The 26,145-nt window shown below is 49.9% G+C and carries 27 protein-coding genes, 2 tRNA genes and 1 riboswitch; of the genes, 18 read left to right on the top strand and 11 right to left on the bottom strand.

Annotated features, from left to right (window positions below):
• Positions 1-11: 11 nt before the first annotated feature.
• Positions 12-941 carry a glycosyltransferase family 2 protein gene (locus ACTHUF_RS03950; RefSeq protein ID WP_440407172.1) on the bottom strand — a complete coding sequence of 310 codons (930 nt, stop codon included), beginning with the start codon at positions 939-941 and terminating at the stop codon, positions 12-14.
• 128 nt (positions 942-1,069) lie between these two features.
• Positions 1,070-2,134: a class II fructose-bisphosphate aldolase gene (fba, locus tag ACTHUF_RS03945; protein WP_003748401.1), complete on the bottom strand. Its 1,065-nt coding sequence runs from the start codon at positions 2,132-2,134 to the stop codon at positions 1,070-1,072.
• A 150-nt stretch (positions 2,135-2,284) separates the two neighbouring features.
• Between fba and ACTHUF_RS03940 the strand changes: the two genes are divergently transcribed.
• The 8 genes from ACTHUF_RS03940 to ACTHUF_RS03905 all read left to right on the top strand — a co-directional run bounded on the left by ACTHUF_RS03940 (position 2,285) and on the right by ACTHUF_RS03905 (position 8,988).
• Positions 2,285-2,713 (top strand): acyl-CoA thioesterase, encoded by a 429-nt coding sequence (locus ACTHUF_RS03940; protein ID WP_440407170.1) that lies wholly within the window; start codon positions 2,285-2,287, stop codon positions 2,711-2,713.
• A gap of 1 nt (position 2,714) precedes the next feature.
• Complete coding sequence (locus ACTHUF_RS03935) at positions 2,715-3,611, top strand: tyrosine recombinase XerC (RefSeq protein ID WP_440407168.1); 897 nt, start codon at positions 2,715-2,717, stop codon at positions 3,609-3,611.
• A 352-nt stretch (positions 3,612-3,963) separates the two neighbouring features.
• Entirely contained in the window at positions 3,964-4,887 is a 924-nt protein-coding gene (locus tag ACTHUF_RS03930; RefSeq protein ID WP_440407166.1) for an energy transducer TonB, read from the top strand.
• A 102-nt stretch (positions 4,888-4,989) separates the two neighbouring features.
• A complete protein-coding gene (locus tag ACTHUF_RS03925) occupies positions 4,990-5,649 on the top strand; it encodes a MotA/TolQ/ExbB proton channel family protein (RefSeq protein ID WP_049348756.1) in 660 nt (219 codons plus the stop codon).
• Positions 5,650-5,652: 3 nt separating this feature from the next.
• A complete protein-coding gene (locus tag ACTHUF_RS03920; RefSeq protein ID WP_440407164.1) occupies positions 5,653-6,090 on the top strand; it encodes an ExbD/TolR family protein in 438 nt (145 codons plus the stop codon).
• A gap of 132 nt (positions 6,091-6,222) precedes the next feature.
• Positions 6,223-7,884: an electron transfer flavoprotein-ubiquinone oxidoreductase gene (locus tag ACTHUF_RS03915; RefSeq protein ID WP_440407162.1), complete on the top strand. Its 1,662-nt coding sequence runs from the start codon at positions 6,223-6,225 to the stop codon at positions 7,882-7,884.
• An 83-nt stretch (positions 7,885-7,967) separates the two neighbouring features.
• Positions 7,968-8,819: a dihydropteroate synthase gene (gene folP / locus ACTHUF_RS03910; RefSeq protein ID WP_440407160.1), complete on the top strand. Its 852-nt coding sequence runs from the start codon at positions 7,968-7,970 to the stop codon at positions 8,817-8,819.
• A gap of 93 nt (positions 8,820-8,912) precedes the next feature.
• Positions 8,913-8,988: transfer RNA gene (locus ACTHUF_RS03905), tRNA-Ile, on the top strand.
• A gap of 598 nt (positions 8,989-9,586) precedes the next feature.
• Here ACTHUF_RS03905 and ACTHUF_RS03900 read toward each other — a convergent pair.
• Positions 9,587-10,045, bottom strand: a complete 459-nt coding sequence (locus ACTHUF_RS03900) for an RrF2 family transcriptional regulator (protein WP_004518811.1) — start codon at positions 10,043-10,045, stop codon at positions 9,587-9,589.
• 146 nt (positions 10,046-10,191) lie between these two features.
• Here ACTHUF_RS03900 and ACTHUF_RS03895 point away from each other — a divergent pair, with 146 nt between their 5' ends.
• The gene (locus ACTHUF_RS03895; protein WP_440407158.1) at positions 10,192-10,572 is read left to right on the top strand and encodes a hemerythrin domain-containing protein; all 381 of its coding nucleotides are present in this window, start codon (positions 10,192-10,194) and stop codon (positions 10,570-10,572) included.
• A gap of 86 nt (positions 10,573-10,658) precedes the next feature.
• Positions 10,659-11,816, top strand: a complete 1,158-nt coding sequence (locus tag ACTHUF_RS03890; RefSeq protein ID WP_440407156.1) for an NnrS family protein — start codon at positions 10,659-10,661, stop codon at positions 11,814-11,816.
• A 101-nt stretch (positions 11,817-11,917) separates the two neighbouring features.
• On the opposite strand, the gene ACTHUF_RS03885 is transcribed toward ACTHUF_RS03890, so the two are convergent.
• From ACTHUF_RS03885 to ispB, 3 genes are all read right to left on the bottom strand, one after another.
• Positions 11,918-11,992 (bottom strand) — tRNA-Arg (locus ACTHUF_RS03885).
• Between the two features lie 18 nt (positions 11,993-12,010).
• Positions 12,011-12,457 carry a DUF441 domain-containing protein gene (locus ACTHUF_RS03880; RefSeq protein WP_254343702.1) on the bottom strand — a complete coding sequence of 149 codons (447 nt, stop codon included), beginning with the start codon at positions 12,455-12,457 and terminating at the stop codon, positions 12,011-12,013.
• Positions 12,458-12,461: 4 nt separating this feature from the next.
• A complete protein-coding gene (gene ispB / locus ACTHUF_RS03875; RefSeq protein ID WP_440407154.1) occupies positions 12,462-13,436 on the bottom strand; it encodes an octaprenyl diphosphate synthase in 975 nt (324 codons plus the stop codon).
• Positions 13,437-13,699: 263 nt separating this feature from the next.
• On the opposite strand from ispB, the gene rplU reads away from it, so the two are divergent.
• The 3 genes from rplU (at position 13,700) to ubiM (ending at position 15,767) form a co-directional block, all read left to right on the top strand.
• Complete coding sequence (gene rplU / locus ACTHUF_RS03870) at positions 13,700-14,008, top strand: 50S ribosomal protein L21 (protein ID WP_002216394.1); 309 nt, start codon at positions 13,700-13,702, stop codon at positions 14,006-14,008.
• Between the two features lie 27 nt (positions 14,009-14,035).
• Positions 14,036-14,308, top strand: a complete 273-nt coding sequence (gene rpmA / locus ACTHUF_RS03865; protein ID WP_002212328.1) for a 50S ribosomal protein L27 — start codon at positions 14,036-14,038, stop codon at positions 14,306-14,308.
• Between the two features lie 274 nt (positions 14,309-14,582).
• Positions 14,583-15,767 carry a 5-demethoxyubiquinol-8 5-hydroxylase UbiM gene (gene ubiM, locus ACTHUF_RS03860; RefSeq protein ID WP_315094229.1) on the top strand — a complete coding sequence of 395 codons (1,185 nt, stop codon included), beginning with the start codon at positions 14,583-14,585 and terminating at the stop codon, positions 15,765-15,767.
• Between the two features lie 68 nt (positions 15,768-15,835).
• On the opposite strand, the gene ACTHUF_RS03855 is transcribed toward ubiM, so the two are convergent.
• Both ACTHUF_RS03855 and queF read right to left on the bottom strand, forming a co-directional pair.
• Complete coding sequence (locus tag ACTHUF_RS03855; RefSeq protein ID WP_070814256.1) at positions 15,836-16,513, bottom strand: 7-cyano-7-deazaguanine/7-aminomethyl-7-deazaguanine transporter; 678 nt, start codon at positions 16,511-16,513, stop codon at positions 15,836-15,838.
• A 100-nt stretch (positions 16,514-16,613) separates the two neighbouring features.
• Complete coding sequence (gene queF, locus ACTHUF_RS03850; protein ID WP_003748427.1) at positions 16,614-17,087, bottom strand: preQ(1) synthase; 474 nt, start codon at positions 17,085-17,087, stop codon at positions 16,614-16,616.
• A gap of 3 nt (positions 17,088-17,090) precedes the next feature.
• Positions 17,091-17,135, bottom strand: a riboswitch (PreQ1 riboswitch).
• Positions 17,136-17,282: 147 nt separating this feature from the next.
• Between queF and rfaQ the strand changes: the two genes are divergently transcribed.
• Positions 17,283-18,356, top strand: coding sequence for a putative lipopolysaccharide heptosyltransferase III (rfaQ, locus tag ACTHUF_RS03845; RefSeq protein ID WP_440407152.1), 1,074 nt, complete (start codon positions 17,283-17,285; stop codon positions 18,354-18,356).
• Between the two features lie 6 nt (positions 18,357-18,362).
• Here the strand turns inward: rfaQ and ACTHUF_RS03840 are convergent, their stop codons facing one another.
• Positions 18,363-19,346 (bottom strand): hypothetical protein, encoded by a 984-nt coding sequence (locus ACTHUF_RS03840; RefSeq protein ID WP_440407150.1) that lies wholly within the window; start codon positions 19,344-19,346, stop codon positions 18,363-18,365.
• Positions 19,347-19,709: 363 nt separating this feature from the next.
• On the opposite strand from ACTHUF_RS03840, the gene ACTHUF_RS03835 reads away from it, so the two are divergent.
• Positions 19,710-21,005, top strand: coding sequence for a M23 family metallopeptidase (locus ACTHUF_RS03835; RefSeq protein WP_440361994.1), 1,296 nt, complete (start codon positions 19,710-19,712; stop codon positions 21,003-21,005).
• 94 nt (positions 21,006-21,099) lie between these two features.
• Positions 21,100-22,320, top strand: a complete 1,221-nt coding sequence (gene pncB, locus ACTHUF_RS03830) for a nicotinate phosphoribosyltransferase (RefSeq protein ID WP_070712162.1) — start codon at positions 21,100-21,102, stop codon at positions 22,318-22,320.
• A gap of 39 nt (positions 22,321-22,359) precedes the next feature.
• On the opposite strand, the gene mtgA is transcribed toward pncB, so the two are convergent.
• Both mtgA and aroE read right to left on the bottom strand, forming a co-directional pair.
• A complete protein-coding gene (mtgA, locus tag ACTHUF_RS03825) occupies positions 22,360-23,061 on the bottom strand; it encodes a monofunctional biosynthetic peptidoglycan transglycosylase (protein ID WP_003748438.1) in 702 nt (233 codons plus the stop codon).
• Between the two features lie 2 nt (positions 23,062-23,063).
• Entirely contained in the window at positions 23,064-23,873 is an 810-nt protein-coding gene (gene aroE, locus ACTHUF_RS03820; RefSeq protein WP_440407147.1) for a shikimate dehydrogenase, read from the bottom strand.
• Between the two features lie 168 nt (positions 23,874-24,041).
• Between aroE and ACTHUF_RS03815 the strand changes: the two genes are divergently transcribed.
• A complete protein-coding gene (locus ACTHUF_RS03815; RefSeq protein ID WP_440407145.1) occupies positions 24,042-24,428 on the top strand; it encodes a surface-adhesin E family protein in 387 nt (128 codons plus the stop codon).
• A gap of 238 nt (positions 24,429-24,666) precedes the next feature.
• Positions 24,667-26,085 carry a type I glutamate--ammonia ligase gene (gene glnA, locus ACTHUF_RS03810; protein ID WP_003748442.1) on the top strand — a complete coding sequence of 473 codons (1,419 nt, stop codon included), beginning with the start codon at positions 24,667-24,669 and terminating at the stop codon, positions 26,083-26,085.
• The last annotated feature ends 60 nt before the right edge of the window (positions 26,086-26,145 follow it).

The raw sequence follows: 26,145 nt of genomic DNA, 5'->3' as shown, positions 1-26,145 counted from the left end.
CCTTTTATGATTTAAGTGAATTTCAACCGGCTTTTTAAGAAATTGAAGAAATTGTCTATCATGTCGAACATCGTATTGCGGTCTTCGCCAAACAATGAAATGCTGCGGTCTTTTCTGATTCTGTCATAAGCGGCAAAAATGGTTTTCAGCTCTTCAGTGGTCAAGCGCAGTTGCTTTTCGTACAAGATGCGGCTTAAGAGCGTTACTTCCGTCGCGTTCAAATCAGGGAAGAGATGACTGATCCACAACTCCATGGTGTATTGGACGGATCTGCTGATTTTGTCTCTTTTTTTGCTTTCTTGAGTTTGATGTATCCTGTAAAACAACAAAGGTTCGGGCAGATTGGCAAAGGTTTTGCCATGTAGGGCACATTGCACCCACATATGGAAATCGGGCGCGGTTTCCGTCGCGGTGTAGTTTATCCCGAGGTTTTTAATGCTGTCGTGCCGCCACATGGTGGTAGGGTTGAACATGTTTTGGGCGGCCCTGGAGAAAAAGGCTTTAATGTCTTTGTCGAGCAAGGGCAGATCGCTTAAAACGGGTTCTCTTCCGGTTTGGTCGTCGAAAAAGATGGTGGCTTGGCTGCCGACAATATCGATTTCGGGATGGCTGTCTAAAAACTGAATTTGTTTTTCAAAACGATCCAGGGTGCAAATATCGTCCGCGTCCATCCGCGCCACGTATTCAACCTCTACATCTTTGAGCATATCCATGGCAAATTGGCAGACAAACGGTTCACCCCTGTTTTCCGGGAGGTGGAAAACCTGCAAACGTGAGTCTTCGGCTGCGTAAGTTTCGAGGATTTCACCGGTTTTGTCTGTTGAAGCATCGTTGACGGCGATGACGAAAAAGTCGCAGAATGTTTGATTCAATATTGAATCCAAGCATTCGGGCAAATAAGCTTCGGCGCAATAGGCCGGCAAAATAACGGCGAGTTTCATGTTTGCTTTCGATGTGTTTTGATGGGTAGTCGGCGGGGGGATTTTACTATAAGTTTCCAAAAGCCAAGGCCGTCTGAAACCTTATTGCCAAGTTTTCAGACGGCCTTAGTATCAATCCGATGTACAGATTATTTGATGATTTGGTTCAATTCGCCTTTGGCGTATTTGGTTGCCATTTTTTCCAAAGAAATCGGTTTGATTTTGTCGGCTTGGCCTTCGCAACCGAATGCGAGGTAGCGGTCGAGACAGATTTGTTTCATGGCTTCGACGGTTTTGCTCAAGTATTTGCGCGGGTCGAATTCGGACGGATTTTCTGCCATGAAGCGGCGGATGGCGCCGGTAGAGGCGAGGCGCAAGTCGGTGTCGATGTTGACTTTGCGCACGCCGTGTTTGATGCCTTCGACGATTTCTTCTACGGGTACGCCGTAGGTTTCACCGATTTTGCCGCCGTATTCGTTGATGACTTTCAGCCATTCTTGCGGAACGGAGCTGGAGCCGTGCATCACGATGTGGGTGTTGGGCAGGGCTTGGTGGATTTCTTTGATGCGGTCGATACGCAATACGTCGCCTGTGGGCGGACGGGTGAATTTGTATGCGCCGTGGCTGGTGCCGACGGCAATAGCCAATGCATCAACGCCGGTATCTTTAACGAAACGTACGGCATCTTCAACGCTGGTCAGCATTTGGTCGTGGGAAAGTTTGCCCACTGCGCCTACGCCGTCTTCTTCGCCGGCTTCGCCGGTTTCGAGGTTGCCCAATACGCCGATTTCGCCTTCAACGGACACGCCGCAGGCGTGGGAGAAGTTAACCACGGTACGGGTGGCGTTGACATTGTATTCGTAGGTGGACGGAGTTTTGCCGTCTTCGAGCAGCGAGCCGTCCATCATCACGGAGGAGAAGCCCAGTTGGATGGAGCGTTGGCACACATCGGGCGATGCGCCGTGGTCTTGGTGCATCACGACGGGGATGTGCGGGAATTCTTCGACTGCGGCCAAAATCAGATGGCGTAGGAATGGGGCACCTGCGTATTTGCGTGCGCCTGCGGATGCTTGAACGATAACGGGGGCGTTGACTTGGTCGGCCGCCTCCATAATGGCGCGCATTTGTTCGAGGTTGTTAACGTTGAATGCGGGCAGACCGTAGCTGTTTTCGGCGGCATGGTCCAACAGTTGGCGCATGGATACGAGTGCCATGAGAAGCTCCTGAAGTAGTAAAGGGTAAATTTATCCGATAAATTATAATGTTTTTTGCCATGAAAAACTACAAGCCGCTACATTGTTTTTATATATTAACGAACAGGGTCTCGGTTTATAATGGCAGAGTATTGAAAACGGGTGTGCAAAATGGATAGGATTTCGGTGGCCGAATGTGATAAGCCTTTGTTTCAGACGGCCTTGACGGTTCAGGTGGGCGATGTGAACTATGGTGGTCATTTGGCGAACGATGCAGTGTTGCGTTTGTGCCATGAAGTGCGGATGCGTTGGCTGGCGGCGCTGGGTTGGAGTGAAATGGATGCCGGCGGGGCTGGCCTGATTATGGCGGATGCGGCGGTGCAGTATTTGGCGCAAGGTCATCATGGCGATGAGCTGTCGGTGGAGATGGGTGCGGCCGGCGTGGCCGGTGTGGGTTTTTCTTTGCTGTACCGTATCCGCAGGATTTCAGACGGCCTTGTGCTGGCGAAAGTACAGACAGGCATGGTGTGTTTCGACTATGGCAAACAACGCGTCTGCCGTCTGCCTTCTGCCTTGAAAGCAGCATTGGAGGCCGTCTGAAATGGCGGAATCAAATCATTTTGCGCTTCATCTTGAGCGCTATCTGAAAACCTTGTCGCAACAAGGTAAGTCGCAGCATACCGTTTCCGCTTATCGGCGCGATTTGAGCGAATTGATGCGCCTGTTGCCCGATAATCTGGAAAACGGCCTGCCGACGCGCCGTGATTTTGTGGCGGCATTGAAAAAGCTGTCGCAAAAAGGCTTGAGTGAAAGCAGCTTGGCGCGGAAATTGTCGGCGTGGCGGCAGTATTGCAGTTGGCTGGTGCAGATAGAAGTCATGGAAAGCGACCCGACGTTTAATATGAAAGCGCCGCGCCTGCCCGAACGACTCCCCAAAGCGTTGCCGCAGGAGCCTTTAAACCATATCCTTGACCATGCGCCGGTTGATGGCGAGTTGGATGTACGCGATAAGGCCATGTTTGAATTGATGTATGGCAGCGGTTTGCGCCTGAGCGAGATACAAGGGTTGAATCTGAACAGTATCGTCTTGGACGAAGGCTGGGTCAGCGTAAATGGTAAAGGCGGCAAGCAGCGGCAAGTGCCTTTGGTGGGCAAAAGCATTGCGGCATTGCGCGATTATTTGGTGGTGCGTATTGCCAAAGAAGGCGAGCAGGCCTTGTTCACCAATAAAAACGGCGGCAGGCTGGGGCAGCGTCAAATCCAAAAACGCCTACAGGCGTGGGCAGTGCGTGTGGGCAGCGCCAGCCATATCTCGCCGCACATGATGCGCCATAGCTATGCAACCCATCTTTTGCAGGCATCGGGCGATATCCGTGCCGTACAGGAATTGTTGGGCCACAGCAACCTTTCCGCCACGCAAGTTTATACCAAGTTGGATTTCGATCATTTAGCGCGCGTTTATGATGAGGCGCACCCAAGGGCGAAACGGAAAAAATGATTTTGTTTGAATCAGGCCGTCTGAAAGAATGTTTTCAGACGGCCTGATGTTTTATGGATAAAAAATACAGATGATTTGAAACCATTTGAATTTTTATCGGTCTGATGAAGTTTCGATATTGGCTTAAATGTGCGGATAGCATAAACGCCGGAAGAATAGACTGTTTTGTCTTACCGCTTATCTTTTAAAACGACCTTTTGTTTAATAATATTAGTAATGAGAGCTAATATCATATTATGATATGCAGCCTTTAAAACAGCAGGTCTATAAACTTTCTCTATAAGCATTAATGCTTATTTTGACTGTAAAACGACTTGCAAACGGGAATTGTTGCTATTAACATAACGGAATTATGGATAAAAAACGAATTTTAACTCCAGCCGTCGTGACTTCCGTTGCGTTGATTCACGTCGGCTTGGTTGCACTTTTATGGCACTCGCACAAACCGCCTCCTGTCGAAATGGCGAATATTGAATTTGTCGATTTAGGCGATTTCGGCGGTGGCGACGGTAGTCCTGAGGGCGAAGGCGCACCTGCCGCCCCCGAGCCTGCTCCCGAACAACCGAAGCCGAAACCCAAACCTAAGCCTGTCGAGCCGCCCAAACCTGTTATCAAACCTGTGGTAACGAAAAAAGAAAAAGCGGATATCGTACAGCAAAAGGAAAAACCGAAACCTATCGAGAAACCTAAGCCCGAGCCTAAGCCGGAACCCAAACCTGAGCCGAAGCCCGAGCCAAAACCTGAACCAAAACCAGAGCCGAAGGCAGAACCTAAACCATCTCCAAAAGCATCTGAATACTCAGGCAGCAAAACCGGGCCGAATACTGCTGAAAACGGTAAAGGCAACGGCGAAGGCAAAGCCTTGGGCGGAGAAGGAAAAGGCAACGGCGGCGGTACGAAAGGTACTGGCAGCGGACGCGGCGAAGGCAGTGGCTCCGGCAGCGGCGGTGCAAAAGGCGAACATGGCTCCGGCACCGGCGGTAGCGGAGGTGGCAGCGGTACAGGTGCCGGCAGCAGTAAAGGCAATCCTGCAAAAGGAACGTGCCATATTCCGAGACCCCCATATCCGACAATGTCAACTGAAAATGGCGAAGAGGGCTTGGTCGTGCTGAAAGTCTTGGTTGGTCCGGGCGGTAAAGTGGATTCAATTAGTGTGAATAAGTCAAGTGGTTATAGTCGTCTGGATAATGCGGCGCGTAAGGCCGTTAAGGATGGCAGTTGCCATGCAAGTGTTTGGACTGAATTTAAAGTACCTGTCAAATTCACGCTCGAATAAGCATCCAGGCACAAGCTGATGGATTAGAAAATATATGCTATTGGGAAATGGTTTTAAATGACCCGATAGAAATTTTAATTTTATTTTTAACTTGGAAAAATTATGGATTTAAGTTTAGTTTTCAAATCAGGTGATGTGGTACTGATTGGTGTATTTGTCCTGATGTTGTTGATGAGCGTGGTAACGTGGAGCGTCATCGTGATCCGCTGCATCAAATACCGCAAAGCGAAAAAAGGCAATGCTCAGGTAAAAGAGTTGATGCTGAATGCGTTTACGCTGGCTGACGCCGTACAAAAAGCCAAAGCGGTAGAAGCACCGATGAGCCGCGTTGCCGATGAATCTCTGCGCGCATACCAAAACTACCGTCAAACAACAAGCAAATCGCTGATTGACGAGTTGCCTTTGAACGAATACTTGGTTGTTCATATCCGCAACAGCATGTCCCAAACCATGCGTCAGTTCGACTACGGTATGACTGCTTTGGCCTCTATCGGCGCAACCGCTCCGTTTATCGGCCTGCTGGGTACTGTTTGGGGTATTTACCATGCCCTGATCGGCATCAGCGAAAGCGGTCAAATGAGCATTGCCGCGGTAGCCGGTCCGATTGGTGAGGCTTTGGTATCGACTGCCGTCGGCCTGTTTGTAGCGATTCCAGCTGTATTGGCGTACAACTTCCTCAATCGCGGTACAAAAACCATCGCGCAAGATATGGATGCATTTGCACATGACCTACATGTCCGCCTGCTGAACCAAAAGGATTAAACCATGGCTTTCGGATCAATGAATTCCGGCGATGATGCGCCGATGTCAGATATCAACGTTACGCCTTTGGTGGACGTGATGCTGGTGTTGCTGATTGTATTTATGATTACCATGCCGGTGCTGACCCACTCGATTCCTTTGGAGTTGCCGACTGCTTCGGAAAAAGCGGCAAAAGAGGATAAGCAGCAGCCTAAAGATCCTTTGCGTTTGAGCATTGATGCCAGTGGTGCTTATGTTGTTGGCGGCGATTCTGATGCCAAAGTGGATTTGGCAACGGTAACTGCCAAGCTGAAAGAAGCCAAAGCGAAAAACGAAGATGTGATTGTGGCGATTGCGGCGGATAAATCGGTTGAATACGATTATGTCAACCAAGCCCTGCAAGCGGCGCGCGAAGCCGGTATCAGCAAAATCGGTTTTGTAACGGAAACCAAAGCGCAGTAATCTTTTGAACACAGTCAAGGCCGTCTGAAATTTGAGTAAAGTTTCAGACGGCCTTTTGTTGTATTTGGTAACTATATGTCCAGGCTGTATAATTAGCGGATTAAATTGAATAATGACAATACAGGAACCACTATGACAGAAACCATCGAACGCGACAGTATGCAATACGATGTTGTGATTGTCGGCGCAGGCCCGTCGGGTTTGTCTGCCGCCATCAAACTCAAGCAGCTTGCCGAAAAGAATGGACGCGAAATCAGCGTTTGCGTGGTGGAGAAGGGTTCGGAGGCCGGTGCGCACTCGCTTGCCGGTGCCATCATTGATCCGATTTCTTTGAATGAGCTGATTCCTGATTGGAAAGAAAAAGGCGCGCCGCTGACGCGTACAGTGACGAAGGACAGGGTTTTGTTCCTGACCGAGAAAAAAGCCTTCAACCTACCGGTTACCCCGAATTTCGACAACCATGCGAACTATATTGCCAGCTTGGGCGAAGTTGTCCGCTGGCTGGCAGAGCAGGCGGAAAGTTTAGGCGTGGAAATCTATCCGGGCTTTGCCGCCGCCGAAGTGCTGTATCACGAAGACGGTTCGGTCAAAGGCATTGCGACCGGTAATATGGGCGTGGGCAAAGACGGCGAACCGACCGATTCATTCCAACCCGGCATGGAGCTTTGGGCGCAACAAACCCTGTTTGCCGAAGGCTGTCGCGGTTCGCTTTCCAAGCAAATCATCGAGCGTTTCCAGCTCGACCAAAACAGCGAGCCGCAAACTTACGGCTTGGGTATTAAAGAAATTTGGGAAGTGCCGTCTGAAAAACATCAGCCCGGTTTGGTGATGCACAGTGCAGGCTGGCCGCTAGACAGCAAAACCTACGGCGGCTCGTTTATTTATCACTTTGATGACAACAAAGTCGCTGTCGGCTTTGTGGTCGGTTTGGATTATCAAAACCCTTATCTGTCGCCGTTTGAAGAGTTCCAACGTTTCAAAACCCATCCTGAAATCCGCAAAACCTTTGAAGGCGGCCGCCGTATCGCGTATGGCGCGCGTTCGCTGATTGAAGGCGGTTTGCAAAGCCTGCCGAAACTCTCGTTCAAAGGCGGTGTTTTGGTCGGCGATGCCGCAGGTTTCCTGAATATGCCGCGTATCAAAGGCATCCATACCGCCATGAAATCCGCCATGCTCGCCGCAGAAGCCGTGTTCCCCTTGTTGGAAAACCTCGAAGAAGTGGAAAGCTTCGACAGTGGCAAAGAGGCGGCCGATTATCAGCAACGCTTTGAACAAAGCTGGCTGTATCAAGAGCTTTACGCCGCGCGTAATGTCCGTCCGTCATTCAAATGGGGCGTTTACCTCGGCTCAATCTATACCGGCATCGACCAGATGATTTTCAGAGGCAAAGCCCCGTGGACCTTGAAACATCACGGCAAAGACAACGAGCAGCTCAAAAAAGCCGCCGAATGCAAGCCGATTGATTATCCGAAGCCCGACGGTGTGTTGACCTTCGACCGCTTGAGCAGCGTTTTCCTTGCCAACATTGCGCACGAAGAAAACCAGCCTGACCATTTGGTGCTGAAAAATCCGCAGGTCATGATAGACGTAAACTACAAAGAATACGCCTCGCCCGAAACGCGCTATTGTCCGGCCGGCGTGTATGAAATCGTCGAAGAAAACGGCAGACCGCGCCTGCAGATCAACGCCGCCAACTGCGTGCACTGCAAAACGTGCGACATCAAAGACCCGATGCAAAACATCACTTGGATTTGCCCCGAAGGCGCAAGCGGGCCGAATTACGGCGGAATGTAATTGACTGTTTGAAGTCAAAACCTAAAGGCCGTCTGAAAAATTTCAGACGGCCTCTATCCTATTATTTCATCAATGGAAGCATTATGAATACACGCATTTGGCAGGCAGGCCGATTTGAAATCGCCTTGGACAAACCGAAAATCATGGGCATCGTCAATCTGACCCCCGATTCATTTTCCGATGGCGGCACCTATTCGCAAAATGTCTCAATAGCATTGGCACATGCCGAGCAGCTGCTGAAAGACGGCGCGGATATTCTCGATATCGGCGGCGAATCTACCCGCCCGGGTTCGGATGATGTTTCTCTCGAAGAAGAATGGGCCAGGGTGCAGCCGGTTTTGGCAGAGGTGGCCAAGTGGAATGTTCCCGTTAGCTTGGATACGCGCCACACGGCAATCATGGAAAAAGCCTTGGCGCAAGGCGGCGTCGATATTATCAACGATGTTGCCGCCTTAAATGATGACGGCGCAGTCGCCTTGCTGGCGCAACAGCCGAAGACAGGCGTGTGTCTCATGCACATGCAGGGTTTGCCCAAAACCATGCAGCTTAATCCGCAATATCAAGATGTCGTCGAAGAAGTCGCGCGTTATTTAAAAGCACGCGCGGCAGAATGCGTTCAAGCAGGCATTGCCCCCGAGCGCATTACGCTCGACCCCGGCTTCGGTTTCGGCAAAAACCTGCAACACAACATTACCCTGATACAACATTTGCCTGAGTTGATGGACGCAACCGGATTCCCACTCCTGATCGGCATATCGCGCAAGCGTATGATTGGCGAGCTGACAGGCGAACAAGATGCCGCCAAACGCATACACGGCAGCGTCGCAGCCGCTTTGGCCACTGTCGCCCGAGGCGCGCAAATCATCCGTGTTCACGATGTCAAAGCAACATCGGATGCTTTGAAAGTTTGGGAAGCATTGGGCATATCGGCATAATGCCCGAATAGAAAACCGACAGGCCGTCTGAAACATTTGCCCGGCATCTTGAACAAGCAACAAGTTATGCTATAATCCGCTTCTACTCTTGACGGGTCTGTAGCTCAGGGGTTAGAGCAGGGGACTCATAATCCCTTGGTCGTGGGTTCGAAACCCACCGGACCCACCAAATATTAAAAATGCCCGAAGCTTTTGGCTTCGGGCATTTTTGTATTCATTGGTTTGCGAAAGATTGGAATATAATGTCGATAATAGCAATTCGGTTATGTCGTCTAATATGTTTTTTAGGAAAAATTCTTTTTAAAAAAGAAGGAGTAGTTTGGTGGAGTTATTGCCTTATTTTCTGTTTTTTTTAGTATTTGTGTATTTTATTGTAATTATCATTAATCTAGTAATGCTATATAAAATATCAAAATTAGAAGGGATGAATGCGGGTTTTTTTGAATATTTGTTTATTGCTAGAAGAATGCAATTTAATTTTTTCAAGGTGCTGTTTGGAATGCAAAAAATCTCCAATAAATTTTATTTGAAAGTATTAAGAATAAATTTTACGGTTGCTATGATTATTCTTATTTTAGGTTTTTCTATTGTCTTATATTCGACATATTTAGTATAAAAATAACCTATCAAATGAAAGTCAGCTATTTAAGCTGTAGAGTGTTTTGTAAACCAATGCCGTCTGAAAATCTTCATTTCAGACGGCATTTTTTATTATTTAAGTAATACCATTTCAGTATGGCTGGATTGTTTTCAGACGGCCTGAGGATTTAGTCGGCCGTTCCGCGTATTTCGTTGATTGGGATGCGCGGTGTATAAAGTATGTCGTAAGTCGGCTTGTCCAGCAGATCTTGCAGTGAGTATTGATCTAAATGATTGAAGAAAGCTTTGATGGCGCCGGTGATGATACCGGTCAGTCGGCAGGAAGGGGTGATGAGGCATTCGTTGTTGTCGCCCATGCATTCGACGACCTGCATCGGCTCAAGATGGCGTACCACTGCACCGATATTGATGTTTTCAGGATTGTCTGCCAAGCGCAAACCACCGCCTTTGCCGCGTACGCTGACCAGAAAACCACCTTTGACTAATGAGGTAACCACTTTCATCAAATGGCTTTTGGAAATATTGTAAGTCTCGGCAATGGTGCCGATATTGACGAGGGTGTCGTCGTTGATGGCGGTATAAACCAATACGCGCAATCCGTAATCGGTATGTTGGGTCAGATACATGGCTGGCTCTTTAGATATTTTTATTATATGTCAAAAGCGTAGTGCTTGGAGAGGGGTTGTTTGACTTTATGTGGGATTGGGTTTCATAATATCTGAAACATTTGAATTAATCCAGTTTGACAAACTGTTACCATTATAACGAACTTATGAAGCCCTTGAAACGCCATCCTGCCTTAATAGAACTTTCCCGCGAACATCATGGCTCGCTGTCGTTGTGCGTCCGTCTCCTGCGTACGCCCGATCAAAGCCATCAGGCGGAGCTGGATCCTCATTTTATTGAGCTTGAGCCACATTTTTTGGAAGAGGAAGCCATGTTTGCGCCATATTGGGATAAAATTGACCCTGCGTTGCGGCAGCGTTTTGAAGGCGATCATGCCAAATTGCGCGCGATGATGGCGCATCCTGAATATATGAATGAATCATGGAATAAGGAGTTTGCTGTTACTTTGCGCGATCATGCGCGCTTTGAGGAGCGCGAGCTTTTTCCTGTGATTGAACCTTTTTTGCCTTTGCCTGAAAATGTGTAACAGGGAAAGGAGTCGATGGCCGTCTGAAAAGTTTCAGACGGCCTCTGTTGCTGTTTTATGATGATATAAAAATTGAAGGAACCACCATGACCGATTTGTTCAAACACCCGGTTTGGGCAATGGCCTTCCGCCCGTTTTATTCGTTGGCGGCTTTGTATGGCGCATTGTCTATACTGCTTTGGGGCTTCGGCTTTCAGGGTACGCCTGAGTTGTCGGGTTTTTATTGGCATGCCCATGAAATGATTTGGGGCTATGCCGGATTGGTTGTCATTGCATTTTTATTGACGGCCGTAGCGACTTGGACAGGCCAGCCGCCGACACGCGGTAAGGCGTTGGCCGGTTTGACCGCATTTTGGCTGTTGGCCCGCATTTGTATGTTTATCCCCGGTTGGGGGGTAACGGCAAGTGGCATATTCGGTACGATCTTTTTCTGGTATGGCGCGGTATGCATGGCTTTGCCGGTAATCCGTTCTCAAAACAAGCGCAACTATGTTGCTGTGTTCGCTATTTTTGTTTTGGGCGGCACCCATTTCGCCTTCCATCTGAAAGTACAGCCATTTGATGCCATCGCGCTGATGACCGGTTTGCAATCCGGTTTGATTATGGTGGCCGGATTTATCGGTTTGATCGGTATGCGGATTATCTCGTTCTTTACGTCCAAGCGCCTGAACGTGCCGCAAATTCCCAGCCCTCAATGGGTGGCGCACGCATCGCTTTGGCTGCCTATGCTGACCGCCATGCTGATGGCGCATAACATTTTGCCGAGACTGGCCGCGTTGTTTGCTCTGGCTGCCGGTGTGATTTTTACCGTGCAGGTGTACCGCTGGTGGTATAAAGCCGTACTGAAAGAACCTATGCTTTGGATTTTGTTTGCAGGCTATCTGTTTACAGGTTTGGGCTTGATTGCTGTCGGTCTTTCTTATTGGATTTCAAGTTTCTTGAATTTGGGCGTGCACCTTATCGGCGTTGGCGGTATCGGTGTGCTGACTTTGGGCATGATGGCGCGAACCGCGCTTGGCCATACCGGCAACTCTATTTATCCGCCGCCTAAAGTGGTTCCTGTTGCCTTTTGGCTGATGATTGCCGCAACGGTTGTCCGTGTTTTGGCAACTTTTGTGAACGGTACGGCATATACGCACAGTATCCGCTGCTCCGCCGCTTTGTTTGCCGCTTCTTTGCTGTTGTACGCATGGAAATATATTCCTTGGTTGATCCGTCCGCGTTCGGATGGTCGTCCGGGTTAACGGTTTGGCGAAATAAGAAGGCCGTCTGAAAAGTTTCAGACGGCCTTTATTATTGATAATAAAAAAGCCTTTCAAAGTATGAAAGGCTTTTATTGAAACTGTGGCCTCGCCAACAGGAATCGAACCTGTATTTTACGCTTAGGAGGCATACGTTCTATCCGTTGAACTATGGCGAGGCGGTAAAGGAGGGGATTTTAAACCTTTCCGGCAAAAAAAGACAATAAGCCGGCGGCAATCAAAGGGCCGACCGGAATGCCGCCGACAAAGGCAACGCCGATGACTGTGCCGATTAATAATCCGGTTACCAAAACAGGCTGTTCGCTCATCAATGGAACGCCGCGTCCGGCAAGCCAAGCAACGAAAATGCCGATAAGGACGGCGGCAATCATTTTAAAATTGAGAAACTCGGAAACCGGCGGAATCTGGATTTTACCGGAAACCAGCGGGCTCAATACGCCGATGGTCAGCAGGATGATGCCCAGATGCAAACCGTGTTTTTCCACCAAGGGAAGATATTGCGACAAGGCCGTCTGCTGCATGAGCAGCAATACCGCCGCCGAAATCGTAATCGAGTTGTTGTTGCTGACGACGCCCAAAAAAATCAGCGTAACCAGAAACAAAGGGACAAAGCTGAAATTCATCGGATTAAGATACTCGGGCCAAAGATTCTTTTGCCAGTTGGATCATGGCTTCTTTGACTTCGCTGTCAGGCAACACGTTCAATGAAGCGATGGCTTTGTCGACGGCTTTTTTCGCTTCGGAAATCGAATACGGCAAAGCATCGGAGTTGACGACATAGTCGTGGATTTTTTCAAAATAGCTGCGGTCGGCATTTTCCAAAGCGTGGCGCACATCGTTGGCGGCCTGCTCGGAGCCGTTTCGCATCAGGTAAATCAATGGCAGGGTAGGTTTGCCTTCTGCCAAATCGTCGCCGACGTTTTTGCCGATTTCTTCGGTTTCGCCTGAATAGTCCAATACATCGTCAATGATTTGGAAAGCTGTACCGACGTACATGCCGTAGTCTTTCAAGGCTTGCTCGTGTTCGGGGGAAGCCTTGCCCAAAATTGCGCCGACTTGCGCGGCCGCTTCAAACAATTTTGCTGTTTTGTATTGGATAACTTGGACGTATTGCTCTTCGGTAATATCCGTATTGCCGATGTTCATCAGCTGCATGACTTCGCCTTCGGCGATGATGTTGGTCGCATCGGCCATCACTTCCAAAATACGCATGCTGCCTGAACCGACCATCAGTTGGAAGGCGCGTGTATAGAGGAAGTCGCCGACCAAAACGGCCGCCGCGTTGCCGAAGAGGTTGTTTGCGGTTTTACGGCCGCGGCGCAATTCGCTTTCGTCAACGACATCGTCGTGCAGGAGGGTGGAGGTGTGGATGAATTCCACCATCGCCGCCAGCGAATACAGCTTTTCATCGTCATGCCCGACTGCTTTGCCTGCCAAAATGGTAATAATCGGACGCAGTCGCTTACCGCCCGCGCTGATGATGTATGTGCCGATTTGCGAAATCAGCGTGACATCGGATTGAACAGCTTGGTTGATGACCGCGTTCACTTTGGCAAGGTCATCGGGCAGGTGGCGTTGGAAGTAAGGCAGGTTTTCGAGCATAAAACATTCTCTGTTGGCAAAACGGAGCGACGGCTCCAATGAATCTGTTTAAACCCGTACATTCGGTCGGGGTAATAACGTTGCATAAAAATATCAGCAATCCAGCGCGTGATTATATCAGTTAAAAAGCATGCAACATATCTTTCAGACGGCCTTTTCAGTTGTAAATAAAATAAATTTTGACAAAACAGGCAAATAGAAATAGAATAGCTCGTTTCGCACATGGTGTGCGGAATGTTAACCTAATTCTCATGGAGTTGAGTATGTACGCGGTCGTAAAAACCGGCGGTAAACAATACAAAGTTTCCGTTGGCGAAAAATTGAAAGTAGAACAGATACCAGCCGAACTCGACAGCCAAATCGAACTGACTGAAGTTTTGATGATTGCTGACGGCGAATCTGTAAAAGTAGGCGCACCTTTTATCGAAGGCGCAAAAGTAACAGCCAAAGTCGTTGCTCATGGTCGTGGCGAGAAAGTACGCATTTTCAAAATGCGTCGTCGCAAACACTACCAAAAACGCCAAGGCCATCGCCAAAATTTCACCCAAATCGAAATCGTGGCAATCGCCTAATTTCAAGTAAGTTCAGGAGTATTACAAATGGCAAGTAAAAAAGCAGGCGGTAGCACCCGCAACGGTCGCGATTCAGAAGCCAAACGCTTGGGCGTTAAAGCCTACGGCAACGAGCTGATTCCGGCAGGCTCCATCATCGTTCGTCAACGTGGTACTAAATTCCACGCAGGTGACAACGTAGGCATGGGCAAAGACCATACTTTGTTTGCTAAAGTCGACGGTTACGTTGAATTCAAAACCAAAGGCGCGCTGAACCGTAAAACTGTCAGCATCCGTCCTTACACCGGTTCTGAAGAATAATCGTTTTACGATTGAAAACCGCATTCCCTTTTCGGAATGCGGTTTTTGTTTGTCAGACTGTTTTGCCTGTTTGATAAAATCGTATGTCGTGAAGCTTGATTTATATTAAGGCCAAAGTAAAAACGCGCTTACAATTGATAACATTTGTTTTATTCTATCAATGCTTTCTATATAATCTATCAAATGCCTTTGATTTACCCTCATGTAGCTAAACACAGTAAACTTAAGGCCGTCTGAAAAAATCCGTATCAGTTGAATACAAGGAATTCCTCCCATGAGCTTACACAGTGATATTCTCGTCGTCGGCGCAGGCCCTGCCGGATTAAGTTTTGCCGCAGAGTTGGCCGGAAGCGGGTTGAACATAACCCTGATTGAAAGAAGTCCTTTAGAAGTGTTGCAAAATCCGCCGTATGATGGCCGTGAAATCGCACTGACGCACTTGTCGCGCGAAATCATGCAGCGATTGGGGATGTGGGATTTGATTCCAAAAGACGAAATTTATCCTTTGCGCGATGCCAAAGTGTTGAACGGTCATTCCGATTACCAGCTCCACTTCCCGCAACCGACTGAGGCGCGCGGCGAGCCTGCTGATTGCTTGGGTTATTTGATTTCCAATCACAACATCCGTAAAGCCGCTTATGAAGTCGTGTCCCAATTGGACAACGTGAAAATTCTGACTGGTACCAATGTTAAAGAAGTCAAAACTTCTGACGATGAGGCGCAAGTTATTTTGGAAAGTGGCGAAGTATTGACCGGCCGTCTGTTGTTGGCTGCCGATAGCCGTTTCTCGCAAACGCGCCGTCAATTAGGCATTTCTTCCGATATGCACGATTACAGCCGCACCATGTTTGTGTGCCGCATGAAGCATACTCTGTCCAACCTGCATACTGCATATGAATGCTTCCACTACGGCCGCACCATTGCGTTGCTGCCTTTGGAAGAGCATTTGACCAATACGGTGATTACGGTGGACAGCGATAAAGCCGAAACGATTAAAAACATGTCGCCGGAAGAATTGGCAGCCAGCGTGAAAGAGCAACTCAAAGGCCGTTTGGGCGATATGGAATTGGTCAGCACCATTCACAATTATCCTTTGGTCGGCATGATTGCCCAACGTTTCTACGGCAAACGCAGCGCGTTGATCGGCGATGCTGCGGTCGGTATGCATCCGGTTACTGCGCACGGTTTCAACTTGGGTCTGGCAAGTGCCGATCTTTTGGCTAAATTGGTTCTCGAAGCCGAGCAACGCGGTCAGGATATTGGTGCGAAGAGCCTGCTGGAAAAATACAGCACCAAGCATATGCTCCACGCCCATCCGATTTACCACGGCACCAATATGCTGCTGAAACTCTTTACCAATGAAACTGCTCCGGCGAAACTGCTGCGCGGTTTGGTATTGCGTGCAAGCAATAACTTCCTGCCGCTGAAAAAACTGATTACCAAACAATTGACCGGTTAATTGTTTAAAACATAAAAGGCCGTCTGAACGATTGAAGTTTCAGACGGCCTTGTTTTTTTATCTATTGCTTATTCGGCTAAAACCGATTCGGGCATTTCTTGACGGACGTTTAAGGAAGTCAGTTTTTTGGTCAAGATGCTCAATACGATGCCGTAGGCAGGCAGGAAGAAGAGGGTGCAGATGGCGAGTTTGAACAGATAATCGACAAATGCGATGCCCTGCCAGTTTGCCGCCATAAATTCATCGTTGCTGGCATAAAAGGCAACGGCGAAAAACACCAGCGTGTCCAAAGCGTTGCCGACAACGGTGGAAGCAGTAGGGGCAGCCCACCATGATTTCAGACGGCGTAATCTGTTGAACACGAAAATATCGAGGATTTGCCCAAGCGCATAGGCGGAAAAGCTAGCCAATGCGATACGGCCGACGAAGGTATTAAATTCGGCCAAAGATGCCCAGCCTGTCCAGTTGCCGTCATGAAAGAGGACGGAGAAGACGTAAGAGAGCAGCAGGGCGGGGAACATTACCCAAAAAATAATCCGTCTCGCCAACGGCGCACCGAAAATGCGCACGGTCAGGTCGGTGGCGAGGAAGATAAAGGGGAAGGAAAATGCGCCCCAAGTGGTAAAGATACCGAAAATTTGAAAGGGGAACTGCACCAGATAGTTGCTGGCGGCAATAATAAAAATATGGAAAAGCACCAGCCAGAAGAGCGCTTTCTTCTGCTGTGCGGCGGTAAATTCGTACATGGAAATCTTTCGGAGGTTTTTCAGACGGCATGAAGCCTTGCGAGACTGTGCAATAAATAAAGTCTTGCCATGAAAAGGGCGTTAGGCCGTCTGAACGGAATTATTGTGCGTCGTGTTCAAACAGGCGTTTGCGTGCCAAAGCTTCAAACTCTGTGCCTGCTTTGCCGTAGTTGGCAAACGGATGAATGGCGATGCCGCCGCGCGGTGTGAATTCGCCGAACACTTCGATGTATTTCGGATCCATCAGGGCGATGAGGTCTTTCATGATGATGTTGACGCAGTCTTCATGGAAGTCGCCGTGGTTGCGGAAGCTGAAGAGATAGAGTTTCAGTGATTTGCTTTCCACCATTTTGATATGGGGGATGTAGCGGATGTAGATGGTGGCAAAGTCGGGCTGGCCGGTCATCGGGCAGAGGCTGGTGAACTCGGGGCAGACGAATTTGACGAAATAGTCGTTGTCGGGATGTTTGTTGTCGAACGCTTCCAAAATTTCAGGCGCGTATTCGCTCGGGTATTGGGTTTTTTGGTTGCCCAAAAGGGAGATGCCTTGCAGCTCTTCGTTGTTGCGGGACATGAGGTTTCCTTAGTTTTTTAATGTGGGAGGTTTTCGAACCACGGGGTGCGGATTGTAATATAAATTGCATGGCTTGTGCGGATTTTATAGCGATGAATCAGCAGGATAGGTTTCAGACGGCCTGTTTTGTATTTTATGAAACCTGTTTTCCGCTTTACAATAGCAGCCAATCAACAGGCCGTCTGAAAGTTTTGTATGTCTTTAGCCCAACCCAAACGCATCCTGATCATCAAATTGCGCCATCATGGCGATGTGCTTTTAAGCACGCCTGTGGTCGATGCGCTGAAAACCCGTTTCCCCGATTGCGAAATCGATATGCTGGTGTATGCCGGTACGGAGCAGCTGATTGCCGATAATCCGCAGATTGCGCAGATTTTTACCATTGATCGAAATTGGAAGAAGCTTGGCGTATTCAAGCAGTTGAAGTGTGAGAAAAACCTTTTTTCAAAGCTGAAGGCACGCGATTACGACTGGGCTTTCAACCTGTCCGACCAATGGCGTGCGGCAATAATCGCCAAACTGTGCGCCCGTTGCAGCGTGGGTTTGGACTGCATCAAGCGCGACGGTTTCTGGTGGCGTTTCTGTCATGATTTTATCAACCATGAGCTGGATCCCAGCCATCATATCGTTGAAAACCAATTGAATATCCTCGCGCCGCTTATCCAGCCGGAAGACGTAGCCGATGCGAAGGTACGCCTTTGGGTGGCACAAGATGCAAGGGAAAGCATGCGGCAGAAATTGCGTGCTCAGGGTTGGAGCGGCGAAGATTATGTGTTGCTGCACCCGGGTGCGCGTTGGCATTTCAAATGTTGGGAAGACGGCAAAAACGCCGCCATCGTACAGCTTCTGCTCAACAGCGGGCAGAATGTCGTATTGACCGCTTCCCCCGACAATGTCGAGCAATACATGCTTCAGGAAATTATAGGCCGTCTGAATATTCCTGAAGGCGGAAAAGTTTGGGTGTTGTCCGGATGCCTGAGCCTGCGTGAATTGGCGGCGGCCATTGAGGGCGCCAAACTGTTTATCGGTGTCGATTCCGCACCGATGCACATCGCCGCTGCTTTGGATAAACCGCAAATCGCTTTGTTTGGCGCGTCATGGGTGGACAAATGGCGTCCGTATTCCGAGCAGGCCGAAGTTATTTATGCCGGCGATTATGCCGAGTTGCCCAATCCCGACAGTATCGATACCAACGATCCGACCCGTTTGTTGAAAGCGATTCCGTTGCAGGATGTGTGGGATAAAATTTCGGCCAAATTGGAGGCTTAAAACCGCTTACCACGATCCGTTAAACGTTTTGGCTTTGCGCCAAAATGCCCATTTGGAACGGCGGCCGATTTCCAGCGTGCCGCCGTTTTCGCCGTCTGTGGCAATGTATACGGCTTTCAGACGGCCTGAATCAAGAGCGTCCCATAAAGGCGCAAACCAACGGGTTTCCCAGCTTTCCAAAATATCTTTGTATGCCCAAACATCGCCTGTTTGTAAGGTGGAAACCAAGTCGTCCAAAAAGATAAGGCCGTCTGAAACCGTGTTGCCTGTTTCTTGAACCATCTCAAACCAAGCCTTCAAATCATACGGCGCATCGAGTTTGGGCGTATCCGAAAAACGCGCCCATGCGCTGTCTGAAGCGACGATATCCGCAGACTGTGTGCCGCCGCTTGCATCATTCCACAGCCACAAACCGTTGATTTCCGGCAATCCTTGTTGTTCCCGCGCTTGGTTAATCGGATGCGTGTGGAGAAACATTTGGATTTCCGTCTGCATGGCCAACCAAGACACCGCATCTTGGCCGTGCGCCTGACCGTCCATTTCCGGCTGCCCGCACACATCCAGAACACATTCCGCCCCCCAATCTTCTATCCTCGGCATACTGAGCAGCCACATGCTTTCGCAAAGCGGCTCGAATTGCCAATCTTTATCTTGATAAAACGCCGACAAATCCGCACATAACCGTTGCGCCTCCTCTTTTTGGATGCCGATAAACTCACCGCTGATAATGTTGACATGGTGCATGCCCATCTGTTGCCAAACCGGAGAGGCAAAAGCGGCCGCGCGTTTTTGGCTTGTGTGGCGTAAACGTTGCACTTGGGCAATGAGGCTGCTGCCCCACAAATGGCGTCCGTAAAATTCAGACGGCCTGAGTGTTTCTTTGCGTAATGTGCCATAACGCAAAAGACGGTTAAAAGCAGGTAAGGCAAGCTCAGGGACGGATTCGTCGGCAAAGCGGTTGAGCGAGGGGAGGGCGAGGGTCAGCTTCATAAGCGCAAATAGATAGAAAAACCGTTATTTTACGCGACAAATGATGCGTTTCGGAACCTTGCCCTCACGTACTCAAAAAGAGCCGTTCAGACGGCCGGTTTGGAAAAAACGGGCTGTCATGTTAAAATGCGTGGCGTAAATTTCAGAAAAACAGGGTGTAAATCAACACAATAGCCCTGATAATAACGTCAATCTCAAACACGACCTCATTCATTCCGAATGAAAACCTGATTTTCAGATCGGAAAAAAGACTCCAAGTCCTTTATCCCCAAAACTGTTTAAACCAGCAGGCGGTCGCGGCAGGCCGGATGTGCCGGCATTCTGCAAACCTAAAAAAACAGACCGCCCCATTAAGGATAACGCGTGATTAAAAACAAATATTCCACTCGATTCAAAGCAACCCTCTTAGCGTTTCTGCTGCCGGCTTCAGGCATCATGACCGCATACGCCATTACCGACCCTCAACCAGCACAAACCGATTTCAAAGTCGAGCGTATTTCCGAAGAGCTGCCTGCCGTTTATGTGGAAACCAATACCTATCAATCCAGCTATTGGGTGCAAGAAGTCGTCCAAGCCGGCGACTCTTTGGCAGACGTTTTGACGCGCATGGGTGTCAACCAAGAAGACATCAAGCAAATCATGGCGAAAAACAATGCCAACCTCGACATGAAAAACCTGCGGACCAACCAATCCGTCAACATCCGCATCGATTCTTCAGGCCAAGTGACCGACGTTCAATTCTTTACCGATGAAGAATTGGAACGCAACTTGGTGGCTTTGGAAAAAGTCAAAGGCAAATGGCGCATCTCCAATGCCGAAATCGACATGAAAACCATGCCGACCCTGCGCTCCGTGCAAATCCGCACTTCTGCCATCGGCGATATGCTCCGTGCCGAAATCCCTTCCGAAGTGTATATCCAGCTCAAAGAAATCTTTGCCGACTCATTCAATATGAGCGATTTGAAAGAAGGCGATATCGTGCGTCTTTTGTACAACAGCATGTATTTCCGCGGCCAGCAAATGGCGGTTGGCGATATTTTGGCGGCTGAAGTGGTTAAAGACGGTAAAACCTACCAAGCTTATTATTACAGCCAAGGCAAAGGCGACGAAGAAAGCGGTAGCTACTACGACCAAAACGGTAAGTCCCTGCAACAAAAAGAAGGCTTTAATACCGAACCTGTTGCATACACGCGCATTTCTTCCCCGTTCGGCTACCGTGTCCACCCGGTTCTGCATACTGTCCGTATGCACACCGGTATCGACTATGCCGCGCCGACCGGTACGCCGATTAAGGCCGCTGCCGACGGCGAAGTGATTTTCAAAGGTTGGAAAGGCGGCTACGGCAATACCGTGATGATTCGCCATGCCAACGGTGTGGAAACCCTGTACGGCCACATGAGCGCGTTCAGCCCTGCCGACGGCAGAGTCCGCGCCGGCGAAGTGATTGGTTTTGTCGGTACAACCGGCCGTTCGACCGGTCCGCACCTGCACTACGAAGCACGCGTCAACGGCCAGCCGGTCAACCCGACTACCGTCGCCCTGCCGACGCCGAAATTGACCCCGACCAATATGGCCGCGTTCCGCAAACAGCAAAAAGATGCCAGCACGATGTTGTCTACCATCCGCTCTTTGCCGGTTTCCGTAGCGCAGCTGGATTAAATTAAGATAAAGGCCGTCTGAATAAGGTTTCTTTCAGACGGCCTTTTCCATTAAAATCGATACCTCAACGCCCACGTTTACTCAGAGAAAGCTTATGTCTGCTCATCAGCCCATTATTCAATCCTTGCTTGATACCGACCTGTACAAATTCACCATGCTGCAAGTCGTGTTGCACCAATTCCCGCAAACCCACAGCCTCTACGAATTCCGCTGCCGCAACAAAGAGATGGTGTATCCGCTGGCCGATATTCAAGAAGACTTGGAACGCGAACTCGACGCCCTGTGCCAGCTGCGCTTTACGCATGACGAACTCGACTACTTGCGCAGCCTGCGCTTTATCAAAAGCGACTTTGTCGATTATCTCGAACTTTTCCAACTCCAACGCCGCTTCGTCCAAGTCAGCCCCGACGACCAAGGCCGTCTGAACATCCGCATCGAAGGCCCGATGATACAGGCGATGTTCTTCGAGATTTTCATTCTTGCCATTGTCAACGAACTCTATTTCCGCCGCTTGGAAACGCCTGCCGTCATTGAAGAGGGCGAGCGCCGTTTGCAGGCCAAAGCGCAACAGCTGAAAGAAATCGCAGCCACTCAGAATCCGAATGATCCGCCGTTCCTGATTTCCGATTTCGGCACGCGCCGCCGCTACACCCTCGCATGGCAGGAACACGTTATCCGTACCTTGCTGGAAGCTGCTCCCGACATCGTGCGCGGTACCAGTAACGTTTATCTGGCCAAAAAACTCGGCATCACACCCATCGGCACCATGGCGCACGAGTTCCTCCAAGCCTTCCAAGCCTTGGACGTACGTTTGCGCAACTTCCAAAAAGCCGCGCTGGAAAGCTGGGTACATGAATACCGAGGTGACCTCGGCATCGCCCTGACAGACGTGGTCGGCATGGATGCCTTCTTGCGCGATTTCGACCTTTACTTCGCCAAACTCTTCGACGGCCTGCGCCACGACAGCGGCGATCCTTATGTTTGGGGCGACAAAGCCTACGAACATTACAAAAAACTCAAAATCGACAGCCGCACCAAAATGCTGACCTTTTCAGACGGCCTCGATATTGAGCGTTCATGGGCGTTGCACCAATACTTCAAAGACCGTTTCAAAACCAGTTTCGGTATCGGTACCAACCTGACCAACGACTTGGGACATACGCCTTTGAACATTGTTTTGAAGCTCGTCGAGTGCAACGGCCAATCCGTCGCCAAGCTCTCCGACTCCCCGGGCAAAACCATGACCACCAACAACACCTTCCTCGCTTACCTGCGCCAAGTGTTTGACGTACCGGAGCCGGAAGAGAAAGCCTAAAAACAAAGGCCGTCTGAAATGTTCAGACGGCCTTTTGAATTAATCCATATCGCTTTCGGGCAATTCTGCCGAACCCATGCGGCGCAGGATGATATTGGTTTTGTTGTGCATCCGTTTGCTCTTAGGGTGGTCTGCGTAAAACAGCGGAGCCGGAACGCGCGCCGTGAGTTTGGCGGCTTGTTGGCGGGTGAGGGCGGAGGCAGGTTTCTTGTAGAAATACTGGGACGCCGCTTCCGCGCCGAATACGCCGTAGTGCCATTCGATTGAGTTCAGATACAGCTCAAAAATGCGGTCTTTGTCAGTAACGGCTTCCATCATCGCCGTAATCGCCGCTTCTTCGCCTTTGCGGATGTAGCTGCGGCTTTCGTTGAGAAACAGGTTTTTCGCCAGTTGCTGGCTGATGGTCGAACCGCCGGCTTTAACTTCGCCGCTTTGCTTATTGCGTTTCATGGCGTATTTGATGCCGTTCCAGTCAAAGCCGCTGTGTTCGGCAAAATTGGCGTCTTCGGAAGCAATCAGGGCTTTTTTGAGGTTGACGGAAATTTGGTCGTACGGCACCCAGCGGTAGTCCAGCTCGACATCGCGCCCTTCGCTTGCAAACTGGCTCATGCGCATGGACATGAAGGCGGTTTTGCTGGGTGCGACGGCGCGGTAGGTAATGATGTTGCCGTACACATAAGCGTTGAAGAAAATGAAGATGCCGATGGGTAGGGCAATCAGCCATTTGATGATGCGGAACATGGTTACAGGGCTTTCATGTATTCGATAACAGGGCGGATATCGGGCGTAAATCCTCGCCAAATATGGTAAGAAGCGGCAGCCTGACCGACCAGCATGCCCAGGCCGTCTGAAACTTCGGCCGCGCCGTTGCTTTGGGCAAAGTTCAAAAACGCCTGCGCCGCTTCGCCGTAAACCATATCGTAGGCAAGGCGGCAGTCGCAGAAAATTTCAGGATTGACGGCAGGAAGCTGACCGCTCAAGCCGCCGGACGTGCCGTTGATAATGATATCGAACCCGCCGTTCAAATCCGCCATCGGGACGGCTTCAATATCGAAAAGCCGAGCCAATTCCTCGGCTTTGGCATGGGTACGGTTGGCAAGGGCGATACGGGCAGGGCGGTGTTCTTTTAAAACCGGAATCACGCCGCGCACCGCGCCGCCTGCGCCCAAAAGCAAAATGGTTTTGTCTTCGATGGCAATGTTTTTGACCTGCGTGATGTCGTTGGCCAAACCGATGCCGTCGGTGTTGTCGCCGCGTATCCTGCCGTCTTCCAACCACACCAGCGTATTGACTGCACCGGCAGCCAACGCGCGTTCGGAATGCTCGTCTGCCAGCGCAAAAGCTTCCTGCTTGAACGGAACAGTTACATTCGCACCTTGCCCGCCCTCGGCACGAAACGCCGCAACAGCTTCGGCAAAACCGCCGATTTCGGCACAAATGCGTCCATATTCGATGGCCGCGCCTTCCTGCAGCGCAAACTGCTGATGGATTTGCGGCGATTTACTGTGTGCAACGGGATTGCCGAAAACGGCGTAACGGGGGAGGGTAGTCATGGTCGTGTTCCAAAAGACGGGACGGCTATTTTATAACGGCGGCGTACAGATGGAAACGATGCCGTCTGAAACAGTTGTCAGGTAGCATGATGGAATATTTGTTTCTTGAAAAAAAGTCATTTCTTTTTTACAATTTAACTTTATTTTTTTACAATTTAAGGGGCGGACATGAAAAAGATGTTGTGCTTGGCAGTATTTGCATTAGGGTTGGCAACGCCGGCGGTGGCGGCGGATTGGGTGTTTGTAAGTATTAACGATGACAATGCTACCACGTTTGGTGATGCAGACAGCCGTACGGACGATAGAGCATGGTTTGAAAGAAGGTACGCCAAGCCAAAAAAGATTGGCGATGGGGAATTTTATAATACAATGAAAATGTTGGAAGAAATGGATTGCCGCGGTAAACGTTCTAGGACTTTGACGGCAACGTGGTATTCCAAATCGGGAAACTCTATCGACACTATTACACCATCCTATGCCGAATGGCGTTATGTTATTCCCGATACGGTTGGAGAGAGTATGTACAAATTTGTCTGCAACCGCTATCCTCGCTGACCGTTTTCAAACCAAACAACAGATGCCGTCTGAACTGCTTTCAGACGGCATCTGTTTTGTCGGCATTCGGACAAAAGGGCGGGCATTCCGCTTTTGAACAGACAAACCGAAGCATATTGTTGACAATCTTGCCGTCTGAAACTATATTTCATTGCGTAAAAACGGGCGCCCTGATGTATTTCAGACGGCCTTACCGTGATAGAATAACAAATTATACCCAATCCCTCAGGAGCTGAAGATGTCCATCAAAGACGCTGTAAAACTGATTGAAGAAAGCGAAGCCCGCTTCGTAGATTTGCGCTTTACCGATACCAAAGGCAAGCAGCACCACTTTACCGTACCTGCCCGCATCGTCCTCGACGATCCCGAAGAATGGTTTGAAAACGGTCAGGCGTTTGACGGTTCGTCCATCGGCGGCTGGAAAGGCATTCAGGCTTCCGATATGCAGCTGCGTCCCGATGCATCTACAGCCTTCGTCGATCCTTTCTACGACGATACCACCGTTGTCTTTACCTGCGACGTTATCGACCCGGCCGACGGCCAAGGCTACGACCGCGACCCGCGCTCCATCGCACGCCGCGCCGAAGCCTATTTGAAATCTTCCGGCATCGGCGACACCGCCTACTTCGGCCCTGAGCCTGAATTCTTCGTTTTTGACGGCGTAGAATTTGAAACCGACATGCACAAAACCCGTTACGAAATCACGTCCGAAAGCGGCGCATGGTCAAGCGGCCTGCATTTGGACGGTCAAAACACCGGCCACCGCCCGGCCGTCAAAGGCGGCTACGCCCCTGTTGCACCGATTGACTGCGGCCAAGACCTGCGTTCTGCCATGGTCAATATTTTGGAAGAACTCGGCATCGAAGTGGAAGTGCACCACAGTGAAGTCGGTACCGGCAGCCAAATGGAAATCGGCACGCGTTTTGCCACTCTGGTTAAACGTGCCGACCAAACCCAAGACATGAAATACGTGATTCAAAACGTTGCCCACAACTTCGGCAAAACCGCCACCTTCATGCCCAAACCCATTATGGGCGACAACGGCAGCGGTATGCACGTCCATCAATCCATCTGGAAAGACGGTCAAAACCTGTTTGCAGGCGACGGCTATGCCGGTTTGTCCGATACCGCGCTCTACTACATCGGCGGCATCATCAAACACGCCAAAGCCCTGAACGCGATTACCAATCCGTCCACCAACTCTTACAAACGCCTCGTGCCGCACTTTGAAGCGCCGACCAAACTGGCCTACTCCGCCAAAAACCGTTCCGCTTCCATCCGCATTCCGTCTGTGAATAGCAGCAAGGCACGCCGCATTGAAGCGCGGTTCCCTGACCCGACCGCCAACCCATACTTGGCGTTCGCCGCTTTGTTGATGGCCGGTTTGGACGGCATTCAAAACAAAATCCATCCGGGCGACCCTGCCGATAAAAACCTCTACGACCTGCCTCCGGAAGAAGATGCATTGGTGCCAACCGTTTGCGCCTCTTTGGAAGAAGCACTGGCCGCCCTCAAAGCCGACCACGAATTCCTCCTGCGCGGCGGCGTGTTCAGCAAAGACTGGATCGACAGCTACATCGCCTTTAAAGAGGAAGATGTCCGCCGTATTCGCATGGCGCCGCATCCGCTGGAATTTGAAATGTATTACAGCCTGTAAAACAGCTGAAACATTTTAAATAGGAAATCAAAGGCCGTCTGAAACTGGATTTGAAGTTTC

Source organism: Neisseria sp. P0024.S006, from assembly GCF_051956595.1.
Classification (GTDB): domain Bacteria; phylum Pseudomonadota; class Gammaproteobacteria; order Burkholderiales; family Neisseriaceae; genus Neisseria.
Note: the sequence above shows the minus strand (reverse complement) of the source record. Positions and strands in the feature narration are given on the sequence as shown.

What these genes read in the sequence shown, in the direction of transcription:
- ACTHUF_RS03950 (WP_440407172.1), bottom strand. Translation starts at nt 941, where the DNA reads ATGAAACTCGCCGTTATTTTGCCGGCCTATTGCGCCGAAGCTTATTTG.
- ACTHUF_RS03855 (WP_070814256.1), bottom strand. Translation starts at nt 16,513, where the DNA reads ATGTACGAATTTACCGCCGCACAGCAGAAGAAAGCGCTCTTCTGGCTG.
- ACTHUF_RS03840 (WP_440407150.1), bottom strand. Translation starts at nt 19,346, where the DNA reads ATGAAGCTGACCCTCGCCCTCCCCTCGCTCAACCGCTTTGCCGACGAA.
- ACTHUF_RS03935 (WP_440407168.1), top strand. Translation starts at nt 2,715, where the DNA reads ATGGCGGAATCAAATCATTTTGCGCTTCATCTTGAGCGCTATCTGAAA.
- aroE (WP_440407147.1), bottom strand. Translation starts at nt 23,873, where the DNA reads ATGACTACCCTCCCCCGTTACGCCGTTTTCGGCAATCCCGTTGCACAC.
- ACTHUF_RS03815 (WP_440407145.1), top strand. Translation starts at nt 24,042, where the DNA reads ATGAAAAAGATGTTGTGCTTGGCAGTATTTGCATTAGGGTTGGCAACG.
- rpmA (WP_002212328.1), top strand. Translation starts at nt 14,036, where the DNA reads ATGGCAAGTAAAAAAGCAGGCGGTAGCACCCGCAACGGTCGCGATTCA.
- ACTHUF_RS03940 (WP_440407170.1), top strand. Translation starts at nt 2,285, where the DNA reads ATGGATAGGATTTCGGTGGCCGAATGTGATAAGCCTTTGTTTCAGACG.
- ispB (WP_440407154.1), bottom strand. Translation starts at nt 13,436, where the DNA reads ATGCTCGAAAACCTGCCTTACTTCCAACGCCACCTGCCCGATGACCTT.
- ACTHUF_RS03900 (WP_004518811.1), bottom strand. Translation starts at nt 10,045, where the DNA reads ATGTATCTGACCCAACATACCGATTACGGATTGCGCGTATTGGTTTAT.
- rfaQ (WP_440407152.1), top strand. Translation starts at nt 17,283, where the DNA reads ATGTCTTTAGCCCAACCCAAACGCATCCTGATCATCAAATTGCGCCAT.
- mtgA (WP_003748438.1), bottom strand. Translation starts at nt 23,061, where the DNA reads ATGTTCCGCATCATCAAATGGCTGATTGCCCTACCCATCGGCATCTTC.
- ACTHUF_RS03920 (WP_440407164.1), top strand. Translation starts at nt 5,653, where the DNA reads ATGGCTTTCGGATCAATGAATTCCGGCGATGATGCGCCGATGTCAGAT.
- rplU (WP_002216394.1), top strand. Translation starts at nt 13,700, where the DNA reads ATGTACGCGGTCGTAAAAACCGGCGGTAAACAATACAAAGTTTCCGTT.
- ubiM (WP_315094229.1), top strand. Translation starts at nt 14,583, where the DNA reads ATGAGCTTACACAGTGATATTCTCGTCGTCGGCGCAGGCCCTGCCGGA.
- pncB (WP_070712162.1), top strand. Translation starts at nt 21,100, where the DNA reads ATGTCTGCTCATCAGCCCATTATTCAATCCTTGCTTGATACCGACCTG.
- ACTHUF_RS03930 (WP_440407166.1), top strand. Translation starts at nt 3,964, where the DNA reads ATGGATAAAAAACGAATTTTAACTCCAGCCGTCGTGACTTCCGTTGCG.
- ACTHUF_RS03925 (WP_049348756.1), top strand. Translation starts at nt 4,990, where the DNA reads ATGGATTTAAGTTTAGTTTTCAAATCAGGTGATGTGGTACTGATTGGT.
- ACTHUF_RS03915 (WP_440407162.1), top strand. Translation starts at nt 6,223, where the DNA reads ATGACAGAAACCATCGAACGCGACAGTATGCAATACGATGTTGTGATT.
- ACTHUF_RS03890 (WP_440407156.1), top strand. Translation starts at nt 10,659, where the DNA reads ATGACCGATTTGTTCAAACACCCGGTTTGGGCAATGGCCTTCCGCCCG.
- queF (WP_003748427.1), bottom strand. Translation starts at nt 17,087, where the DNA reads ATGTCCCGCAACAACGAAGAGCTGCAAGGCATCTCCCTTTTGGGCAAC.
- fba (WP_003748401.1), bottom strand. Translation starts at nt 2,134, where the DNA reads ATGGCACTCGTATCCATGCGCCAACTGTTGGACCATGCCGCCGAAAAC.
- ACTHUF_RS03895 (WP_440407158.1), top strand. Translation starts at nt 10,192, where the DNA reads ATGAAGCCCTTGAAACGCCATCCTGCCTTAATAGAACTTTCCCGCGAA.
- folP (WP_440407160.1), top strand. Translation starts at nt 7,968, where the DNA reads ATGAATACACGCATTTGGCAGGCAGGCCGATTTGAAATCGCCTTGGAC.
- glnA (WP_003748442.1), top strand. Translation starts at nt 24,667, where the DNA reads ATGTCCATCAAAGACGCTGTAAAACTGATTGAAGAAAGCGAAGCCCGC.
- ACTHUF_RS03880 (WP_254343702.1), bottom strand. Translation starts at nt 12,457, where the DNA reads ATGAATTTCAGCTTTGTCCCTTTGTTTCTGGTTACGCTGATTTTTTTG.